Below are 18,947 nucleotides of genomic sequence, written 5' to 3' on the forward strand. Positions count from 1 at the left end.
GCTCCGTTCTGTCTGATCAATTGGTGAAGGACGGCACTTCGTCGCCGTCGAGCAGCGCCTGCACCGCCGGCAAATTGGCCCGCGCCGTGCGGCCGCGCGCGTCGGCGCGTACCGCGCCACGCAGGTCGTCGGTTTCGTACAGCGCGACGTGGATGCCGACCGGCTCGGCGTTGCGCTCGCCCGCGGGGCGCCACAGAAAGCTCAGCGTCTCCACGTAGCCGCGGCCCGCGAAGTGGCGCGTTTCCGACACGTCGTACTGGATGTTTGCATTGAGCATGTAGATCGCGACTTCCTTCGGGTTGTCGCAAAACACCTGCAGATGCACATCCGAATGCTCGCCGGCCGTACCGCCGAGCACCGCGCCCGTCAGATACGGATTGAACGGCGCGAGCCGCTCCATCCAGTCGACCGCGATCATGCGCAGGCGCCGCAGCAGCGCCGGCTGGCTGTCGCTCTGGAACAGCGACTGATATTCGCGGATTTCTTCTTCGATCTGATCGTTGTCCGGCAGCCATTCGCCGGCAACACGAGTCTCGCCGACGACCTGCCGGGCCGCCTTGCGCTTCGCGCTGGCGTAATCCAGGCCGTCTTCGGCAATCAGGCGTGCCGCCGCGATTGCGATTTCCTCGCGCAGGCGCTGCGGATCGAAATGTGATTTGCGGACCATCCTTGCATGATACTCGATCGAGCCTGCGACGCGGTTCGGCGGCCCGCACGGGGCGGCGCCGGGCGCGGCCGGCAGGGGGCAGCGCGCGTCGCGTCGGTTACAATAGGCGTCCTTTGCAGACGGTCGTTCCGGCCGTCCTGTGGCTCTCTCATCCCTCGCAAGAAACGCCCCCGCGGCACGACAGGCTTATGCATATCCACATCCTCGGCATCTGCGGCACCTTCATGGGCGGACTCGCAGTGCTCGCGCGCAATGCGGGCCACACCGTGACCGGCTGCGACGCCGGCGTCTATCCGCCGATGAGCACGCAGCTCGAGGCGCAAGGCATCGGTCTGATCGAGGGTTATGACGCGGACCAACTGAACGGCCTGAACGCGGATCTATTCGTGATCGGCAACGTGGTCACGCGCGGCAACCCGCTGATGGAAGCGATTCTGGACCGCGGCCTGCCGTACGTGTCCGGTCCGCAGTGGCTCGGCGAGCACGTGCTGAACGGCAAATGGGTGCTGGCCGTGGCCGGCACGCACGGCAAGACCACCACGAGCTCGATGCTGACCTGGCTGCTCGAAGATGCGGGCCTGAACCCGGGCTTCCTGATCGGCGGTGTGCCGCTGAATTTCGGCGTGTCGGCGCGGCTCACCGATTCGAGCTTCTTCGTGATCGAAGCGGACGAATACGACACCGCGTTCTTCGACAAACGCTCGAAGTTCGTCCATTACCGCCCGAAAACGGCGGTGCTGAACAATCTCGAATTCGATCACGCCGACATCTTTCCTGATCTCGCCGCGATCGAAACGCAGTTCCATCATCTGATCCGCACGGTGCCACGCCTCGGCCGCGTCGTCACGAACGGCCGCGAGGACGCGCTCGAGCGCGTACTGACGCGCGGCTGCTGGAGCGAGGTCGAGCGCTTCGGCGTCCAGGGCGGCTGGGAGATCCAGGCGGCGGAGCAGGGCGTGCCCGTCGACGAACGCTTCGCCGTCTATCACAACGGCGAGCGCGTCGGCGTGGTCGACTGGCAGGTGCAGGGCGAGCATAACCGCCTGAACGCGCTCGCCGCGATCGCCGCCGCGCGCCATGTCGGCGTGCCGCCCGCGCAGGCCGCGAAGTCGCTGTCAGGTTTTCGCAACGTGAAGCGCCGCATGGAAGTGCGTGGCAGCGTCGAGGGTGTGACCGTGTACGACGACTTCGCGCATCACCCCACCGCGATCGAGACGACGGTGGCCGGCCTGCGCGCGCGGGTCGGCCGCGACAACACGCGAATCCTTGCGGTGCTGGAACCACGCTCGAACACGATGAAGCTCGGCGTGATGAAAGCGCAACTGCCGGCGAGCCTCGCCGACGCCGATCTCGTGTTCGGCTACGGCGCGCCGAGCGGGCGCGACGCGCTCGGCTGGAACCTCGGCGAAGCGCTCGCGCCGCTCGACGGCAAGGCGCAGGCGTTCGACAACCTCGACGCGCTCGTGAAGGCGGTGGTCCACGCGGCGCGCCCCGGCGACCAGATTCTGGTGATGAGCAACGGCGGCTTCGGCGGCGTGCATCAGAAACTGCTCGACGGTCTTTCGACGCGAGGCGCGTCGTGATTCTGTATCTGCACGGTTTCCGTTCGTCGCCGAATTCGTTCAAGGCGCGCCTGCTCGCGGCGCGTCTCGCCGAGCTGGGTCGCGCCGACGAGTGGTGCTGCCCGATGCTGCCGGTGTCGCCGTTCGAAACCGTGGCGCTCGCCGAATCGCTGGTCGCCGACGCACGCGCGAAGGGCGATGCGCGGCAGGTGACCGTGATCGGCAGTTCGCTCGGCGGCTACTTCGCCACCCATCTGGCCGAGAAACACGGCTGGCCGGCCGTGTTGCTGAACCCGGCGGTCGTGCCGCAGCGCGACCTGAGCGCGTATCTCGGCGAGCAGCCGTTGTGGCACGGTGGCGGCAGCATCGTCGTCGAGCCGCATCATCTGGATGAATTGCGCGCGCTCGGCGTGGCGTCGATCACGCGGCCCGAACGCTATTATTTGATGGCAGCCACCGGCGACGAAGTGCTCGACTACCGCGAAATGCTCGCGCACTATCCGGGCGCGCGCACCACGCTGATCGAGGGCAGCGACCACGCGATCAGCGAGTTCGCGCAGTATCTCGACGACGTGCTGGCCTTTTGCGACGCCGAACATGTCGAGCCGCCGGCGCCGCGCGCGGCGGCCTGACGGCACGCAAGGGCGGCGGCACCGAAACCCTGCCAGGACGTCAGTCAGAGAGGCACACCGACCGCCACCGCTGGTCGCAAGATTCAACCCGCTGGCACGCGCAGTGCGCGCCGCGGATTCACTATCACGAACAGGTTGCCGTGCCGCGCATGCAGTGATCGATCGCCACAGGGCGTCGGGCGCGACGGCAGACGCAAGTCAGAACGAGAGTATTGAGTGAACGTTTTCTTCGAGGAATCGGGCAGTTTCAAGGCCGGCAGCGTGCTGTCGCGCCAGGGCGACGCGTTTCAGGTCGAGTTGCCGGGCGGGCGGCGCGCGAAGGTGCGCGCGAAGGATGTGCTGATCGAGTTCGAGAAGCCCAGCGCGGCCGAACTGATGCAGCAGGCCGACGCGTTGGCGCAAGAGATCGATCTGGACTTCCTGTGGGAATGCGCGCCGGACGATGAATTCCCGTTCGCGACGCTGGGCGCCGAGTACTTCGGCGCGAGCTTCGGCGCGATCGAGCGCGCGGCGCTGGTGCTGCGCATGCAGGGCTCGCCGGTGTACTTCCGCCGCAAGGGCCGCGGCATGTACCAGCGCGCGCCGCAGGAGCAACTGAAGATGGCGCTCGCGGGCCTCGAGCGCAAGCGTCAGCAGGCGCTCGTGCAGGCGCAGTACGAGGAAGAGCTGAAGGCAGGCCGTCTGCCTGAAGCGTTCGCGGGCGGCAAGGGGCTCGCGCTCTTGACGAAGCCCGACAAGAACACGATCGAGTACAAGGCGCTCGAGGGCGCCGCGGCCGCGCGCGGCATCTCGCAGGCGCGGCTGATGCTCGAATGCGGCGCGATCGCGTCGCCGCGCGCGCTGCACGAAGCGAAGTTCCTGTCCGAGTTCTTCCCGCACGGCACCGGCTTCCCGTCCGTCGCGGCCGCGAACGTGCCCGACGATCTGCCGCAGGCCGACGTCGAGGCGTTCTCGATCGACGACATCACCACGACCGAAATCGACGACGCGTTCTCGGTCGAGCATCTGGCCGACGGCCGTGTGCGCATCGGCGTGCACATCGCCGCGCCGGCGCTCGGCATCCAGCGTGGCGACGAAGTCGATGCGATTGCGCGCGCGCGTCTGTCGACGGTCTACATGCCCGGCGACAAGATCACGATGCTGCCCGACAGCGTCGTCGACACCTTCACGCTTGCCGAGGGTGGGTATCGGCCGGCGCTGTCGCTGTACGTGATCGTCAATCGCGAGACGCAGGAGATCGTCGCGAGCGAAACGCGCGCCGAGCGCGTGTTCGTGAAGAACAATCTGCGCCACAACACGCTCGACGAAATCGTCACCGAGAAGGCGCTCGCCGAGGGCACCGGCGAGTATCCGCACAAGGACGATATCGCCGTGCTGTGGCCGTTCGCGCAAGCGCTGTTCGAAAAGCGCCAGACCGCGCGCGCCGGCTACGGCCTGCGCCGCGAAGTGCAGCGCAATACCGACTTCAATTTCTACGTCGACGGCGAGCATGTCACGATTACGCCGCGCCGGCGCGGCTCGCCGCTCGACACGATCGTCGCCGAGCTGGCGATTCTCGCGAACTCGTCGTGGGGCGGGTTCCTGCACGATCACGGCGTGCCGGGCATCTATCGCACGCAGCGCGCGTTCGGCGTGCCGAGCGGCCCGAAGCGCACGCGCATGCAGACCAACGCCGCGCCGCACGAAGGGCTCGGCGTCACGCAGTACGCGTGGAGCACGTCGCCGCTGCGCCGCTACGTCGACCTCGTGAATCAGTGGCAGCTGATCGCGTGCGTGCAGCATGGCGTGACCGCCAAGCTCGCCGCGCCGTTCAAGCCGAAGGACGCCGATCTGTTCGCGGTCGTGCAAGGCTTCGACGATACCTACACCGCGTACGCCGACTATCAGCGTCGCATGGAGTACTTCTGGTGTCTGCGCTGGCTCAGGCAGGAAAACCGCAAGCAGGTGGTCGCGTCGGTCGTGAAGGGCGATCTCGTGCGTCTCGAGGAAATTCCGCTGCTGCTGCACGTGCCGGGCCTCGGTGTGCATGCGCGCGGCACGCGTTTGCAGATGGAAGTCATGTCGATCGATGAGCTGACGATCGAAGCGTCGGTGCGTCTGTTGCACGTGCTCGATGCACCGACCGTGACGAGCGGCGCCGAAGCCGAAGAAGGCGAGGACGAGAGCGAGGAAGAGTTGCTCGACGCATCCGACGACAGCGCCGAAAGCGAAGCCGAAGCTGAAGCGGAAGCCGACGGCGGCAATCCCAACGACAACCCCAGCGCAGACGAATCTGCGGCGACCGGCGACGGCAACGACGCCGCGAACAACGCCGCGAACAACGCCGCGAACAACGCCGACCGCGACCAACACATCACGGAGCCGGGACGATGAGCGGCAACCCAACGCGCGAGCGCTACGCGGTCATCGGCAACCCCGTCGGGCATAGCAAGTCGCCGTTCATCCACGGCCGCTTCGCCGCGCAAACCGGCGAGCCGGTCGAGTACGGTCATCTGCTCGCGCCGCTCGACGCGTTCGTGCCGCACGTGCGCGCGTTCATCGAAGCGGGCGGACGCGGCCTGAACGTGACGGTGCCGTTCAAGCTCGACGCGCATGCATTCGCGAACACGCTGTCGCCGCGCGCGGCGGCGGCCGGCGCGGTGAACACGCTGCGGGTCGACGCCGACGGCATCTACGGCGACAACACTGATGGCTTCGGCCTCGTGCGCGACATCGAGGTGAATCTCGGCGTGTCGCTGAAGGGCGCCCGCATCCTGCTGCTCGGCGCGGGCGGGGCCGCGCGCGGTGTCGTGCTGCCGATGCTCGAGCGCGCGCCGCATACGCTGACGATCGTCAATCGCACGGCGCAGAAGGCCGAAGCGCTGGTCGACCAGTTCGCGCAGGCTGCCAGCGGCGCGCATTGCCGTCTGACCGGCGGCAGCGCCCGCGCGATCGAAGCGGGCCAGTACGACGTGATCGTCAACGCGACCGCGGGCAGCCTCGATGCGTCGCTGCCCGAGTGCGACGATCGCGCGTTCGGCAACGGCACGCTCGCCTACGACATGATGTACGGCGCGCATCCGACCATCTTCATGCAGCACGCGGCGAAACTCGGCGCGCGCGGCGCCGACGGACTCGGCATGCTGGTCGAGCAGGCCGCCGAATCGTTCCATGTGTGGCGCGGCGTGCGTCCGGACAGTGCGCCGGTGCTCGCCGAATTGCGCGCGCTGCTGACGGCGCCGTCGCCCGCGTAACGTCGGCGCGCGGATAGCACGCACCATGACAGCGACGCGGCGCGCCAGCGGTTCGCGCGGCCAGTCCGGCCCGCTGCGCTGGCTCGCCTGGTTGACCGCGGTCGTGGCCATCGCCTGGCTCGCGACGCAGGCGTACTACTTCGCGCAGATCGCAATCTGGAACGTCGTCAATCCGCGCTCGACCGCGTTCATGCGCTCGGACGCGTGGCGTCTGTCGCAGGACCGGCCGGATCTGTCGGTGCAGCGAACGTGGGTGCCGTACGAGCAGATTTCGCGCAACCTGAAGCGCGCGATCATCGCGTCCGAAGACGCGAACTTCGTCAACAACAAAGGCTACGAAACCGACGCGATCCTGCAGGCGTGGGAGCGCAACAAGGCGCAAGGCCGGATCGTGCGCGGCGGCTCGACGATCTCGCAGCAGCTTGCGCGCAACCTGTTTCTGTCGCGCGAGAAAAGCTATATCCGCAAAGGCCAGGAGCTGATCATCACGTGGATGCTCGAAACGCTGATGGACAAGCAGCGCATCTTCGAGATCTATCTGAACTCGGTCGAATGGGGCAGCGGCGTGTACGGCGCCGAGGCGGCCGCGCAGTACTACTTCAAGACCTCGGCGAGCAAGCTCACGGCCGCGCAGTCGGCGCGGCTCGCGGTGATGCTGCCACGCCCCAGGTATTTCGATGAACACAGGAATTCGGCGTATCTCACGCAACGCGCGCGCATGATTGCGCGGCGGATGGGCGCGGCTGAATTGCCGGATTGAAAGAGCCCTCGATCCCGTTGTCCTGCTTCGAAGCCCGCCTCGCGCGGGCTTTTTTCGTCAGCAGACCGCGACCGCGACAGTTCGCTAAACACTCGATCGCCCACTAAAATCTCACTATATGGACTCAACATTCACATATTGGTGATTCTCAAAAGTCGCCCTACAATCCAAGCCAACATGCATCGCGAGTCGGCGCCCCAGCGCGCCGAAACAGCGAACTGCGACAGAAAAAAACCGGAGACGAGACCGACCATGTCTGGCAGCCAACCACAGCAGCCGCGCGAGCGCGGCGCCGCACCCGTTCCCGCTCTGTTCTCCGGCCCCGCGCGCTAAGCGCAGAAACCATCCGAAGGCGAATCGCCATGAACAAAGCGATGCCCACTCCCGCCGCCAGCGCGACCGAGGCCGCGCAGGGCTCGAACGGCGGGCCGAACAGCGCCGCGAATCCGGCGCTGAATTCCGCGCCGCGCGAGGCTTCAGCCGTCACCGCCAATGTCGCCGCCAGTGCGTCCGTTACCGCGAGGGCGTCGCGCCCGGTGGCGCGCGCGGCGACCGTCGACGGTCTCGGGCTGCCGGTCACGCTGCTGGAAATCACGCCGCAGCAGGCCGGCACGCAGACGCTGTTGCGCGGCCTTGCGATTCTCGAGGCGGCCGCGGCCGGTGTGCGCGATCTGCGCAGCTTCGGCGCCGCGCTCGGCACGACCCGCAGCACCACGCACCGGCTCGTCAGCAGCCTCGTGCAGGCGCGCTATCTGCGCCAGGTGCAGGGCGGCTATCTGCTCGGGCCGAAGCTGATCGAGCTCGGCACGATCGCGCTCGAACAGATGCCGCTGACGGCCGTCGCGCGTCCGCACCTCGAGTCGCTGGCCGAGCAGACGCTCGACACGATCCACCTCGGCGTGCGCGACGGCGACGACGTGCTGTACATCGACAAGATCCCCGGCACGCGCGGCCTCGAAATGCGCTCGCGCGTCGGCCATCGGATGCCGCTCGCGTCGACCGGCATCGGCAAGGCGATGATGCTCGACCTCGCGCCGGACGCATGGCAGTCGCTGTTCGACGCGTCGCGCCGCGCGCTCGCAGGCGTCAGCTTCAAGCCGGACAACCGCCCCGATGCGCCGACCTTCCTGCAGCGCATGACGAACTACGCGGCCGGCGGCTACACGTTCGATCTCGAAGAGAACGAAGCGGCGATCCGTTGCGTCGCGGCGCCGGTGCGCGATGCGTCGGGCGCGATCGTCGCGGCGTTGTCGGTGGCCAGCACGATTCCCTATATGCCGCTCGAACGGATGGACGAACTGATTCCGGTCGTGCAGCGCGAGGCGCGCGCGATTTCGGAAGAACTCGGTTGGCGCGCACCGCGACCGGCCACGCGCAGGATCAAGCGATGAAACAAGCGGGCACCGCCACGCTGGCGAACCACCGGGCGCCCGCCGCGCCCACCTCGGGCGTGAAGCCGGACGCGACCGCCGCCGCCGATACCGCCGCCGTCGATTTCACGCACGCCGCGCTGATCGCGCTCGACTGGGGCACGACGTCGCTGCGCGCCTATCTGTTCGACGCGCACGGTCGCGTGCTGGCGACGCGCGCATCGACGGCCGGCATCATGAATCTGCCGCGTGGCGCGGCCGAGGGCGGCTTCGACGCCGCGTTCGACGACGCCTGCGGCGCATGGCTCGACCATGCGCGCGGCGTGCCGGTGATCGCGGCGGGGATGGTCGGCAGCGCGCAGGGCTGGCTCGAAGCGCCGTATGTCGAGACACCCGCGAACGCCGATGCGCTGGTGGCCGGTATCGTCCGCGTGCAGACCGCGCGCGGCGCGACGCTGCATATCGTGCCGGGCGTGCTGCAACGCGGGGAATTGCCGAACGTGATGCGCGGCGAGGAGACGCAAATTTTCGGCGCGCTCAGCGCGGACGCGGACGGCGCGCACGACGCGAACTCGGTCGACAGCAACGCCCGCTCGCTGATCGGCCTGCCCGGCACGCACGCGAAATGGGCGGTCGTGCAGGCGGAGCGCATCGAGCGCTTTCATACGTTCATGACCGGCGAGGTGTTCGCCGCGCTGCGCGAGCACACGATTCTCGGCCGCACGATGATCACGCCCGATCGCCCGGATACCGAAGCATTTCTGCGCGGCGTAAACATCGCGCGCGAGAAGGGCCAGGCAGGCGTGCTCGCGACCGTGTTCAGCACGCGCACGCTCGGCTTGACCGGCGCGCTGTCGAGCGAGGCACAGCCGGACTATCTGTCGGGCCTGCTGATCGGGCACGAACTCGCCGGCCTCGAAGCGGTACTCGCGCAGCAAGGCAGCTCGCTCGCGCAGCAGAGTCTGCGGCTGATCGGCAACGACGCGCTGTGCGAGCGCTACCGCCTCGCGCTCGCGCAATTCGGCTGTCTGCGCGCGGAGCCGGTCAGGCATGCAACCGAACGCGGCCTGTGGCGCGTCGCCGTCGAAGCGAAGCTCGTCCGGCCGTCCGCCCAGGCGGCGCGCGCAGGGCTGACCGGCGGCAGAGCCCTTTACGACGCTCACGAAACAAGGAACCGACATGCAACCACACATCAATCTGCCCGCACCGTACATGCCGCACGCGGGTCTGATCGCCGCGTTCGAAGCCTGTCCGCTGATCGCGATCCTGCGCGGCGTCACGCCCGCCGACGCGGCCGATCACGGTCAGGCCCTGTACGAAGCCGGTTTTCGCATCGTCGAAGTACCGCTCAATTCGCCGCAGCCGTTCGACAGCATCTCGGCGATCCGCAAGGTGCTGCCGGCCGACGCGATCGTCGGCGCGGGCACGGTGCTGCATCCGCTGTTGGTGGACGACGTGAAGGCCGCGGGCGGCGAACTCATCGTGATGCCGCACAGCGATCCGGAAGTCGTGATCGCCGCGAAGGCGCGGGGCCTCGCCTGCGCGCCCGGCGTCGCGACGCCGACCGAGGCGTTCATCGCGCTGAAGAACGGCGCGGACGTGCTGAAGATGTTCCCCGCCGAGCAGCTCGGCTGCCAGGTCGTCAAGGCATGGCGCGCGGTGATCGCCGCGCAGGTGCCGCTCGTGCCGGTCGGCGGCGTCACGCCGGACAACATGGGGCCGTTCCTGAGCGCCGGCGCGAACGGTTTCGGCCTCGGCTCGGCGCTGTACAAGCCGGGCCAGAGCGCGGCGGTGACCGCGTCGCATGCGAAGGCGTTCATCAACGGTCTGCGGATCGCCCGCGCGGGCGTGAAGAAATGAACCGGCTCGCCGGCAAAGCCGCTCTCGTGACGGGCGCTGGACGTGGCATAGGCGCGGCGATCGCGCTGGCGTTCGCGCGCGAAGGCGCGGCGGTCGTGCTGGCGGAACTCGACTTCGACACGGCGCAGCGCACGGCCGCGCAGATCGAGGCGGAAGTTGGCACCGGCGCCGGCGCGCGCGTGCTCGCGGTGCAGACCGACGTGACGCAACCGGCGTCGGTGCGGCACGCGGTCAGCGAAGGCGAACGCGCGTTCGGCGCGCTCGACATCCTCGTCAACAACGCGGGCATCAACGTGTTCTGCGATCCGCTGACGATGACCGACGCCGACTGGCGGCGCTGCTTCGCGGTCGATCTCGACGGCGTGTGGAACGGCTGTCGCGCGGTGCTGCCGGGCATGGTCGAGCGTGGCGCGGGCAGCATCGTGAACATCGCGTCGACGCACGCGTTCAAGATCATTCCGGGCTGCTTTCCGTACCCGGTCGCGAAGCACGGCGTGATTGGCCTCACGCGCGCGCTCGGCATCGAGTACGCGCCGCGCAACGTGCGCGTGAACGCGATCGCGCCGGGCTACATCGAGACGCAGCTGACGCACGACTGGTGGAACGAGCAGTCCGATCCGGCCGCCGCGCAGCAGGCGACACTCGATCTGCAGCCGATGAAGCGCATCGGCCGTCCGGAGGAGGTGGCGATGACCGCGGTGTTCCTCGCGTCGGACGAAGCGCCGTTCATCAATGCGAGCTGCATCACCGTCGATGGCGGGCGCTCGGTGCTTTACCACGACTGAATTTGCGTCGCCAGAAGACGCACAGAACACCGGACGACGCGCTGGCCGCGTGTGTCAGACCGGTACAAGAAGACGCGGCCGATTACCTTCTCGTTATCAATTAGTCAGGAGACACGCAATATGAAACGCAGAATTTTCCTCACGCTGGCAGCGGCGGCGGCGGGTGTGCTCTTCAACGCACCGGTCGTACAGGCCGCCGATTCGGTCAAGATCGGCTTCCTCGTGAAGCAGCCGGAAGAACCGTGGTTCCAGGACGAATGGAAGTTCGCCGAGATCGCCGCCAGGCAGAAGGGCTTCACGCTCGTGAAGATCGGCGCGCCGTCGGGCGAGAAGGTGATGAGCGCGATCGATAACCTCGCCGCGCAGAAGGCACAGGGCTTCGTGATCTGCACACCCGACGTCAAGCTCGGGCCGGGCATCGTCGCCAAGGCGAAGGCGGACGGCCTGAAGATGATGACGGTCGACGACCGCCTCGTCGACGGCGCGGGCAAGCCGATCGAAGCGGTGCCGCACATGGGCATCTCGGCGTATAACATCGGCAAGCAGGTCGGCGACGGCATCGCGGCTGAAATCAAGAAGCGCGGCTGGGACATGAAGGACGTCGGCGCGATCGACGTGACCTACGAGCAGTTGCCGACCGCGCATGACCGCACCACCGGCGCAACCGACGCGCTGGTCGCCGCGGGCTTCCCGAAAGCGAACATCGTCACCGCGCCGCAGGCGAAGACCGACACGGAAAACGCGTTCAACGCCGCCAACATCGCGCTGACGAAGAACCCGCAGTTCAAGCACTGGGTCGCTTACGCGCTGAACGACGAAGGCGTGCTCGGCGCGGTGCGCGCGGCGGAAGGCCGTGGCTTCAAGGCCGACAACATGATCGGCATCGGCATCGGCGGTTCGGAGTCCGCGATGAACGAGTTCAAGAAGCCGCAGCCGACGGGCTTCTACGGCACCGTGATCATCAGCCCGAAGCGCCACGGCGAGGGAAACCTCGGAACTGATGTACGCGTGGATCACGCAGGGCAAGGAACCGCCGCTGCTGACGCTGACGACCGGCATGCTGGCGACGCGCGACAACGTCGGCGAAGTGCGCGAGAAGATGGGCCTCGCGTCGAAGTAATCGCAAGACTTGCGGTGGTATGAAGTACACCGCCGGCGCGTCGCTTTCCCTGCCTGGCGCAGGGGACGGCGCGCCGGCGGCGAGAGACGATCTGCGGTAGACAGACGGACCGTCCGCGAAACGCGTACGGTCAACATGAAGCAGCAATATCTTGCGTGGGACCGGAGTAAGCGCTAAAGCGCTAACTCCGGTCGACCGCGATGAAACTGCATGGGACCGGAGTAAGCGCTAAAGCGCTAACTCCGGTCGACAAGGAGGCGAAGTGTCAGCGACGCTACGTTTTGACAATATCGGCAAGGTTTTTCCAGGCGTGCGCGCGCTCGACGGCGTGTCCTTCGACGTCAACGTCGGCCAGGTGCACGGCCTGATGGGCGAAAACGGCGCCGGGAAATCGACGCTGCTGAAAATTCTCGGCGGCGAGTATCAGCCCGATTCGGGCCGCATGCTGATCGACGGCAACGAGGTGCGCTTTCCGAGCGCGGCCGCGTCGATCGGTGCCGGCATCGCGGTGATTCACCAGGAACTGCAGTACGTGCCCGACCTCACGGTCGCGGAAAATCTGCTGCTCGGCCAGTTGCCCAATGCGCTCGGCTGGGTCAACAAGCGCGAGGCGAAGCGCTTCGTGCGCGAGCGGCTCGAAGCGATGGGCGTCGCGCTCGATCCGAACGCGAAGCTGCGCAAGCTGTCGATCGCGCAGCGGCAGATGGTCGAAATCTGCAAGGCGCTGATGCGCAACGCGCGCGTGATCGCGCTCGACGAGCCGACCAGCTCGCTGTCGCATCGCGAGACCGAGGTGCTGTTCAAGCTGGTGCGCGATCTGCGCGCCGACAACCGCGCGATGATCTACATCTCGCATCGCATGGACGAGATCTACGAGCTGTGCGACGCGTGCACGATCTTCCGCGACGGCCGCAAGGTCGCGTCGCATCCCACGCTAGAAGGCGTGTCGCGCGACACGATCGTCAGCGAGATGGTCGGGCGCGAAATTTCGGACATCTATAGCTATTCGGCGCGGCCGCTCGGCGAAGTGCGTTTCGCGGCGAAGGCGATCGAAGGTCATCCGCTCGCGCAGCCGGCGAGCTTCGAGGTGCGGCGCGGCGAGATCGTCGGCTTCTTCGGACTCGTCGGCGCGGGCCGCAGCGAGCTGATGCATCTGGTGTACGGCGCCGAGCATCGCAAGGGCGGCGAACTCATACTTGACGGCAAGCCGATCAAGGTGCGCAGCGCGGGCGAGGCGATTAAACACGGCATCGTGCTGTGCCCCGAGGATCGCAAGGAAGAGGGCATCGTCGCGATGGCGAGCGTTGCGGAGAACATCAACATCAGCTGCCGCCGTCACTATCTGCGCGCGGGCGTGTTTCTCGATCGCAAGAAGGAGGCGCAGACGGCCGACCGTTTCATCAAGCTGCTGAAGATCAAGACGCCGCATCGGCGGCAGAAGATCCGCTTCCTGTCGGGCGGCAACCAGCAGAAGGCGATTCTGTCGCGCTGGCTCGCCGAGCCCGATCTGAAAGTCGTGATTCTCGACGAACCGACACGCGGCATCGACGTCGGCGCGAAACACGAGATCTATAACGTGATCTATCAGCTCGCGGAGCGCGGCTGCGCGATCGTGATGATTTCGTCGGAATTGCCCGAAGTGCTCGGCGTGTCCGACCGGATCGTCGTGATGCGCCAGGGTTGCATTTCCGGCGAGCTCGCGCGCAAGGACGCGACCGAGCAGTCGGTGCTGAGCCTCGCGCTGCCGCAAAGCTCGACCGCGCTGCCTGAAAACGCGAACGCCAACGCCGCCAACCAGAGCGCGTCGCGCGCGGCCTGAACCTTATCCGGACGCGAGTCCGCAACCCGTGGGGAACGGGGAGGAGTATTGAACATGCAAGCCAGAGAAAACCTCGCGCAGCAGACCGCCAAGAGCGCGGCCGACGCGCTGATTCCGCAGACCGGCGACAAGGCCAAATGGTGGCAGCAGATCACCGAATACAGCCTGATCGTGATCTTCATCCTGATGTTCGTCACGATGTCGCTGACCGTCGATCATTTCTTCTCGATCGAGAACATGCTCGGCCTCGCGCTGTCGATCTCGCAGATCGGCATGGTCGCGTGCACGATGATGTTCTGCCTCGCGTCGCGCGACTTCGACCTGTCGGTCGGCTCGACCGTCGCGTTCGCCGGCGTGCTGTGCGCGATGGTGCTCAACGCGACCAACAGCACGGTCATCGCGATCATCGCGGCGGTCGCGGCGGGCGCGGTGATCGGCTTCGTCAACGGCGCGGTGATCGCTTATCTGCGCATCAACGCGCTGATCACGACGCTCGCGACGATGGAAATCGTCCGCGGCCTCGGCTTCATCGTGTCGCATGGGCAGGCGGTCGGCGTGTCGTCGGATACGTTCATCGCGCTCGGCGGCCTGACGTTCTTCGGCGTGTCGCTGCCGATCTGGGTCACGCTGATCTGCTTCATCGTGTTCGGCGTGATGCTTAACCAGACCGTGTACGGCCGCAATACGCTGGCGATCGGCGGTAATCCGGAAGCGTCGCGGCTCGCCGGTATCAACGTGGAGCGCACGCGCGTCTACATCTTTCTGATCCAGGGTGCCGTCACCGCGCTTGCCGGCGTGATTCTCGCGTCGCGTATCACGTCGGGTCAGCCGAACGCCGCCGAAGGCTTCGAGCTGAACGTGATCTCCGCGTGCGTGCTCGGCGGCGTGTCGCTGTTGGGCGGCCGCGCGACGATCTCCGGCGTCGTGATCGGCGTGCTGATCATGGGTACGGTCGAGAACGTGATGAACCTGCTGAACATCGACGCGTTCTATCAGTACCTTGTGCGCGGCGCGATCCTGCTCGCGGCCGTGTTGCTCGACCAGTTGAAGAACCGCGGCTCGCGCGATTGAGTCGCTTTCACCCCATCCCAAGCACATCCAAGCTCATAAAGGAATCGAACGATGTCGTCTCCGGCCAATGCAAACGCCAGCCTCGCTGACACCGCGTACGCGCGCTATCCGAGCCTCGTCGACCGTACGGTGCTGATCACGGGCGGCGCGACCGGCATCGGCGCATCGTTCGTCGAGCACTTCGCGGCGCAGGGCGCGCGCGTCGCGTTCTTCGATATCGACGCGAGCGCGGGCGAAGCGCTCGCCGACCAGCTCGGCGATTCGAAACACAAGCCGCTGTTTCTGGCCTGCGATCTGACCGACGTCGACGCGCTGCAAAAAGCGATCGCCGACGTGAAGGCCGCGCTGGGTCCGATCCAGGTGCTCATCAACAACGCTGCGAACGACAAGCGCCATCAGATCGGCGACGTGACGCGCGAGTCGTTCGACGCGGGCATCGCCGTGAACATCCGCCATCAGTTCTTCGCGGCGCAGGCCGTGATGGAGGACATGAAGGCCGCGCGTAGCGGCTCGATCATCAACCTCGGCTCGATCAGCTGGATGCTGAAGAACGGCGGCTATCCGGTGTACGTGATCTCGAAGTCGGCGGTGCAGGGGTTGACGCGCGGGCTCGCGCGCGACCTCGGCCACTTCAATATCCGCGTCAACACGCTGGTGCCGGGCTGGGTGATGACCGACAAGCAGCTGCGCCTGTGGCTCGACGACAACGGCCGCCGCCAGATCAAGGAAGGCCAGTGCATCGACGCCGAGCTGATGCCGGCCGACCTCGCGCGCATGGCGCTGTTCCTCGCCGCCGACGACAGCCGCATGATCACCGCGCAGGACATCGTCGTCGACGGAGGCTGGGCGTGAGCGCCAGCCCGCGCGTGCAGCGGGCCACGCTGCTGCTCGACGCGCAATGCGAGCTCGGCGAAGGCGCGACCTGGTGCGCGAGGAGCGCCCGCTTCTACTGGACCGACATCGAAGGCGCGCGGCTGTGGCGCTACGATCCGGCCGACGGCCGCAGCGATTCGTTCGACATGCCCGAGCGGCTCGCCACCTTCGCACTGTGCGAAAACCCGCGCTACGTGCTGCTCGGGCTCGCATCGCACCTCGCGTTTTTCGATCTGCAGACAGGCAGCACACAGCGCATCGTCGACGTCGAGCCCGGCATGAATACACGCGTCAACGACGGCCGCTGCGATCGGCAAGGGCGTTTCGTGTTCGGCACCAAGGACGAAAGCGGGCAACGGCAGACGGTCGCCGGCTTTTATCGGTTGAATCACGATCTGTCGCTCGAACGTTTACCGTTGCCAGCGCCGGCGATTTCGAACAGCATCGCATTCAGTCCCGACGGTGCGACGATGTACTACTGCGATTCGCCGACGCGTGAAATCCGCGCGTGCGACTATCGCGCGGACGGCGGCATCGCGAACGATCGCCTGTTCACTCGCCTGACCGATGCGAACGGCATCCCCGACGGCTCGACCGTCGACAGCGACGGCGGCCTGTGGAACGCGCAATGGGGCGGCGCGCGCGTGGTGCGCTACGGTCCCGATGGCGTGGAAACCGAGCGCATCGACGTGCCGACCACGCAGCCGAGCTGCGTCGCGATCGGCGGTGCCGCGCTCGGCCAGGCCACGGGCAGCGCCCAGGGCGAGCCGGCGCTCGACACGCTGTACATCACGAGCGCCTACGCCGAGCTCGATGCGACGGCGCGCGCGGCCGACACGCTCGCGGGCGACCTGTTCGTCGCGACGCTCGCGCGGCGCGGTGTTGCGGAGCCGCTGTTCCAGGGCGCGCCTATCTAGCGCAGAATGACGCAGCCCCGGCCGCACGCCGGGGCCGCGATCCTGAAGGTGAAGCAGAAGTCGATGTGGCAGTTTCGGTCCGCGAGCAATACGCCCGCGACCGGCCGGCAACGAATCGGCAGCATGCAGTTCGGACTCGAGGCGAATTGGTCACAAAAAGTCGCCCGCCACTCCCGTCAACCCTGACGGCAACGTCCCACGCCTCTCGATGGAGCCAGATATGACTGTTGCGAATCTCGTTTCAGCCTCATCCCCAACCTCTCAAACGCGACGCTCGCGACTCGCCGCGGCCGCCAATCCCGTGCTGGCGGGCCCGAGCACGTCGGCGGTGGCCCTCGGCGAAGGCAGCGCCGGCGATGTCGCGTGCGTCACGCTCGCCAACTCGCAATTGCGTCTCGATGTCGCGCCGACGCTCGGCGGCGGCGTGACCCGCTTCGACTGGCGCGACGACGGCGCGTTGACGCCGATCTTTCGGCGCTGCAGTCACGTCGGTGTCGATACGCAACCGAACCAGCTGGCCTGCTATCCGCTCTTGCCATACTCGAACCGCATCGGCGGCGGCCATTTCAGCGTGGCCGGGCGGCGCGTCGAGGTGCCGCGCAACCGCGCCGACGAGCCGCTGCCGATTCACGGCGACGGCTGGCTCGCGCAATGGCAGGTGCTCGACGCGGGCCGCGAGCACGTGCGTCTCGCGCTCGACCGCAGCGACGGCAAGCCGTACGCGTTCCGCGCGACACAAACCTATACGCTGGACGGCCCAACGCTGGTCGTCTCGCTCGACATCGAAAACGCTGGCCGCGAGACGCTGCCGTTCGGGCTCGGCGTGCATCCGTTCTTCGTGCGCGACGCGGACACCGAGCTGTCGGCGGCGGCCGGCGGCCTGTGGCTCTCGGGCGACGACTGGCTGCCGGTGCGCCACGTGCCGGCGCCCCCCGCGTGGCAGTTCGGCGTCGCGTATCCGCTGCCGGAGACGATCGTCAATCACGCGTTCACCGGCTGGAGCGGCCAGGCGGCAGTGGTGTGGCCGAAGCGCCGTCTGTCGCTGAACATCGCCGCCGACACCGACTATTACGTGCTGTACACGCCGCCCGGCGAAGACTTCTTCTGCTTCGAACCGGTCGATCATCCGATCAATGCGATGAACCTGGCGGGCGGCGCGAGCGAAAACGGCATGACGCTGCTCAAGCGCGGCGAGCGGTTGACGCGCACGTTCCGCTTCACGGTCGAGCGGACTGGACTGCGCTCGATGCCGGGCGGGCGCGGCGCGCGGCGCAGGCAGTAGCCGCAGTGCTAGCCGCCGGGCCGCCGGGCCGCCGGCCGGACGAACGGGCGGCCTGGCGCTGCTATCGCCTATGAGGCGCGGGCCGCGCGGTGACCGCCATCGACGGACGGCGTTCGTGGGACAGGTAAAATACGCGCCTCCTCCGATTACCGGCTCGCCGCGAGACTCACCATGTCCAATTTCATCCAGACACTCAACGACGCCTGGCAGCGCACGAATTCGCTGCTGTGCGTTGGCCTCGATCCCGAGCCCAGCAAATTCCCGGGTGCGCTCGCGGGCCGCGCCGACGCGATCTTCGAGTTCTGCCGCACGATCGTCGATGCAACCGCGCCGTACGCGTCGTCGTTCAAGCCGCAGATCGCCTACTTCGCTGCGCATCGCGCAGAAGAGCAGCTCGAGCAGCTGATCGCCCACATTCATGCGAACCATCCGGGCCTGCCGGTGATTCTCGACGCCAAGCGCGGCGATATCGGCAGCACGGCCGGGCAATACGCACGCGAGGCCTTCGAGCGCTACCAGGCCGACGCGGTGACGGTCAATCCGTACATGGGTTTCGATTCGATCGAGCCGTATCTCGAGCACGCAGGCAAGGGCGTGATCGTGCTGTGTCGCACGTCGAACGCGGGTGGCTCGGATCTGCAGTTTCTCGAGACAAGCGGTCGGCCGTTGTATCAGGTCGTCGCGCAACTGGCCGCGCAGAAGTGGAATGCGAGCGGCCAGCTTGGGCTCGTGGTCGGCGCGACGTTTCCGAAGGAAATCGAAGTGGTGCGCGGAATCGTCGGCGACATGCCGCTGCTGATTCCGGGCATCGGCGCGCAAGGCGGCGACGTGCAGGCCACCGTGAGCGCCGGACGCACCGCGAACGGCACCGGCATGCTGATCAACTCTTCGCGCGCGATCATCTACGCGGGCAGGGGCGACGATTTCGCGCAAGCGGCCGCGCAGGCCGCGAAGGACACCCGCGACCGGATCAACGCGTTTCGTTGAACCGGGCGA

Annotated in this window: 15 protein-coding genes and 2 pseudogenes; 16 read left to right on the top strand and 1 reads right to left on the bottom strand. The window is 67.1% G+C overall.

The genetic code is table 11. The annotated features are described in order from the left end of the window. Positions 1–16 precede the first annotated feature (16 nt). The gene (locus OKW30_RS20975) at positions 17–667 is read right to left on the bottom strand and encodes a UDP-N-acetylmuramate--alanine ligase (RefSeq protein ID WP_184066837.1); all 651 of its coding nucleotides are present in this window, start codon (positions 665–667) and stop codon (positions 17–19) included. A 188-nt stretch (positions 668–855) separates the two neighbouring features. Here OKW30_RS20975 and mpl point away from each other — a divergent pair, with 188 nt between their 5' ends. The 16 genes and pseudogenes from mpl to pyrF all read left to right on the top strand — a co-directional run bounded on the left by mpl (position 856) and on the right by pyrF (position 18,938). Beyond that, positions 856–2,250 (top strand): UDP-N-acetylmuramate:L-alanyl-gamma-D-glutamyl-meso-diaminopimelate ligase, encoded by a 1,395-nt coding sequence (gene mpl / locus OKW30_RS20980; RefSeq protein ID WP_184066834.1) that lies wholly within the window; start codon positions 856–858, stop codon positions 2,248–2,250. Beyond that, entirely contained in the window at positions 2,247–2,861 is a 615-nt protein-coding gene (locus tag OKW30_RS20985; RefSeq protein ID WP_184022894.1) for a YqiA/YcfP family alpha/beta fold hydrolase, read from the top strand. The genes mpl and OKW30_RS20985 overlap by 4 nt, the downstream gene beginning before the upstream one ends. 216 nt (positions 2,862–3,077) lie before the next feature. After that, positions 3,078–5,234 (top strand): ribonuclease catalytic domain-containing protein, encoded by a 2,157-nt coding sequence (locus OKW30_RS20990; RefSeq protein WP_429347487.1) that lies wholly within the window; start codon positions 3,078–3,080, stop codon positions 5,232–5,234. After that, positions 5,231–6,094 (top strand): shikimate dehydrogenase, encoded by an 864-nt coding sequence (gene aroE, locus OKW30_RS20995; RefSeq protein WP_184022896.1) that lies wholly within the window; start codon positions 5,231–5,233, stop codon positions 6,092–6,094. Before OKW30_RS20990 ends, aroE begins: the two co-directional genes overlap by 4 nt. Before the next feature lie 25 nt (positions 6,095–6,119). After that, positions 6,120–6,854: a monofunctional biosynthetic peptidoglycan transglycosylase gene (gene mtgA / locus OKW30_RS21000; RefSeq protein ID WP_429347488.1), complete on the top strand. Its 735-nt coding sequence runs from the start codon at positions 6,120–6,122 to the stop codon at positions 6,852–6,854. A 362-nt stretch (positions 6,855–7,216) separates the two neighbouring features. Then, complete coding sequence (locus tag OKW30_RS21005) at positions 7,217–8,245, top strand: IclR family transcriptional regulator (protein ID WP_429347489.1); 1,029 nt, start codon at positions 7,217–7,219, stop codon at positions 8,243–8,245. Beyond that, a pseudogene (locus tag OKW30_RS21010) lies at positions 8,242–9,354 on the top strand (2-dehydro-3-deoxygalactonokinase); the annotation flags it as partial. The gene OKW30_RS21005 and the pseudogene OKW30_RS21010, both read left to right, overlap by 4 nt. 49 nt (positions 9,355–9,403) lie before the next feature. Further along, entirely contained in the window at positions 9,404–10,084 is a 681-nt protein-coding gene (locus OKW30_RS21015) for a 2-dehydro-3-deoxy-6-phosphogalactonate aldolase (RefSeq protein ID WP_184066819.1), read from the top strand. Then, positions 10,081–10,869 (top strand): SDR family oxidoreductase, encoded by a 789-nt coding sequence (locus tag OKW30_RS21020; protein ID WP_429347772.1) that lies wholly within the window; start codon positions 10,081–10,083, stop codon positions 10,867–10,869. The genes OKW30_RS21015 and OKW30_RS21020 overlap by 4 nt, the downstream gene beginning before the upstream one ends. 120 nt (positions 10,870–10,989) lie before the next feature. After that, a pseudogene (locus OKW30_RS21025) lies at positions 10,990–11,989 on the top strand (arabinose ABC transporter substrate-binding protein). 262 nt (positions 11,990–12,251) lie between these two features. Beyond that, positions 12,252–13,808, top strand: coding sequence for an L-arabinose ABC transporter ATP-binding protein AraG (araG, locus tag OKW30_RS21030; protein WP_184066812.1), 1,557 nt, complete (start codon positions 12,252–12,254; stop codon positions 13,806–13,808). Between the two features lie 54 nt (positions 13,809–13,862). After that, positions 13,863–14,879: an L-arabinose ABC transporter permease AraH gene (araH, locus tag OKW30_RS21035; RefSeq protein WP_184022903.1), complete on the top strand. Its 1,017-nt coding sequence runs from the start codon at positions 13,863–13,865 to the stop codon at positions 14,877–14,879. Positions 14,880–14,930: 51 nt separating this feature from the next. After that, the gene (locus OKW30_RS21040) at positions 14,931–15,731 is read left to right on the top strand and encodes an SDR family NAD(P)-dependent oxidoreductase (protein WP_429347490.1); all 801 of its coding nucleotides are present in this window, start codon (positions 14,931–14,933) and stop codon (positions 15,729–15,731) included. Then, the gene (locus tag OKW30_RS21045; RefSeq protein ID WP_429347491.1) at positions 15,728–16,669 is read left to right on the top strand and encodes an SMP-30/gluconolactonase/LRE family protein; all 942 of its coding nucleotides are present in this window, start codon (positions 15,728–15,730) and stop codon (positions 16,667–16,669) included. The genes OKW30_RS21040 and OKW30_RS21045 overlap by 4 nt, the downstream gene beginning before the upstream one ends. Positions 16,670–16,889: 220 nt before the next feature. After that, positions 16,890–17,951: an aldose 1-epimerase gene (locus tag OKW30_RS21050; RefSeq protein WP_429347492.1), complete on the top strand. Its 1,062-nt coding sequence runs from the start codon at positions 16,890–16,892 to the stop codon at positions 17,949–17,951. A 171-nt stretch (positions 17,952–18,122) separates the two neighbouring features. Then, entirely contained in the window at positions 18,123–18,938 is an 816-nt protein-coding gene (pyrF, locus tag OKW30_RS21055) for an orotidine-5'-phosphate decarboxylase (protein WP_184066806.1), read from the top strand. Positions 18,939–18,947: the final 9 nt, after the last annotated feature.

The sequence above is a fragment of the Paraburkholderia sp. Clong3 genome, assembly GCF_050436485.1.
Taxonomy (GTDB): domain Bacteria; phylum Pseudomonadota; class Gammaproteobacteria; order Burkholderiales; family Burkholderiaceae; genus Paraburkholderia; species Paraburkholderia tuberum.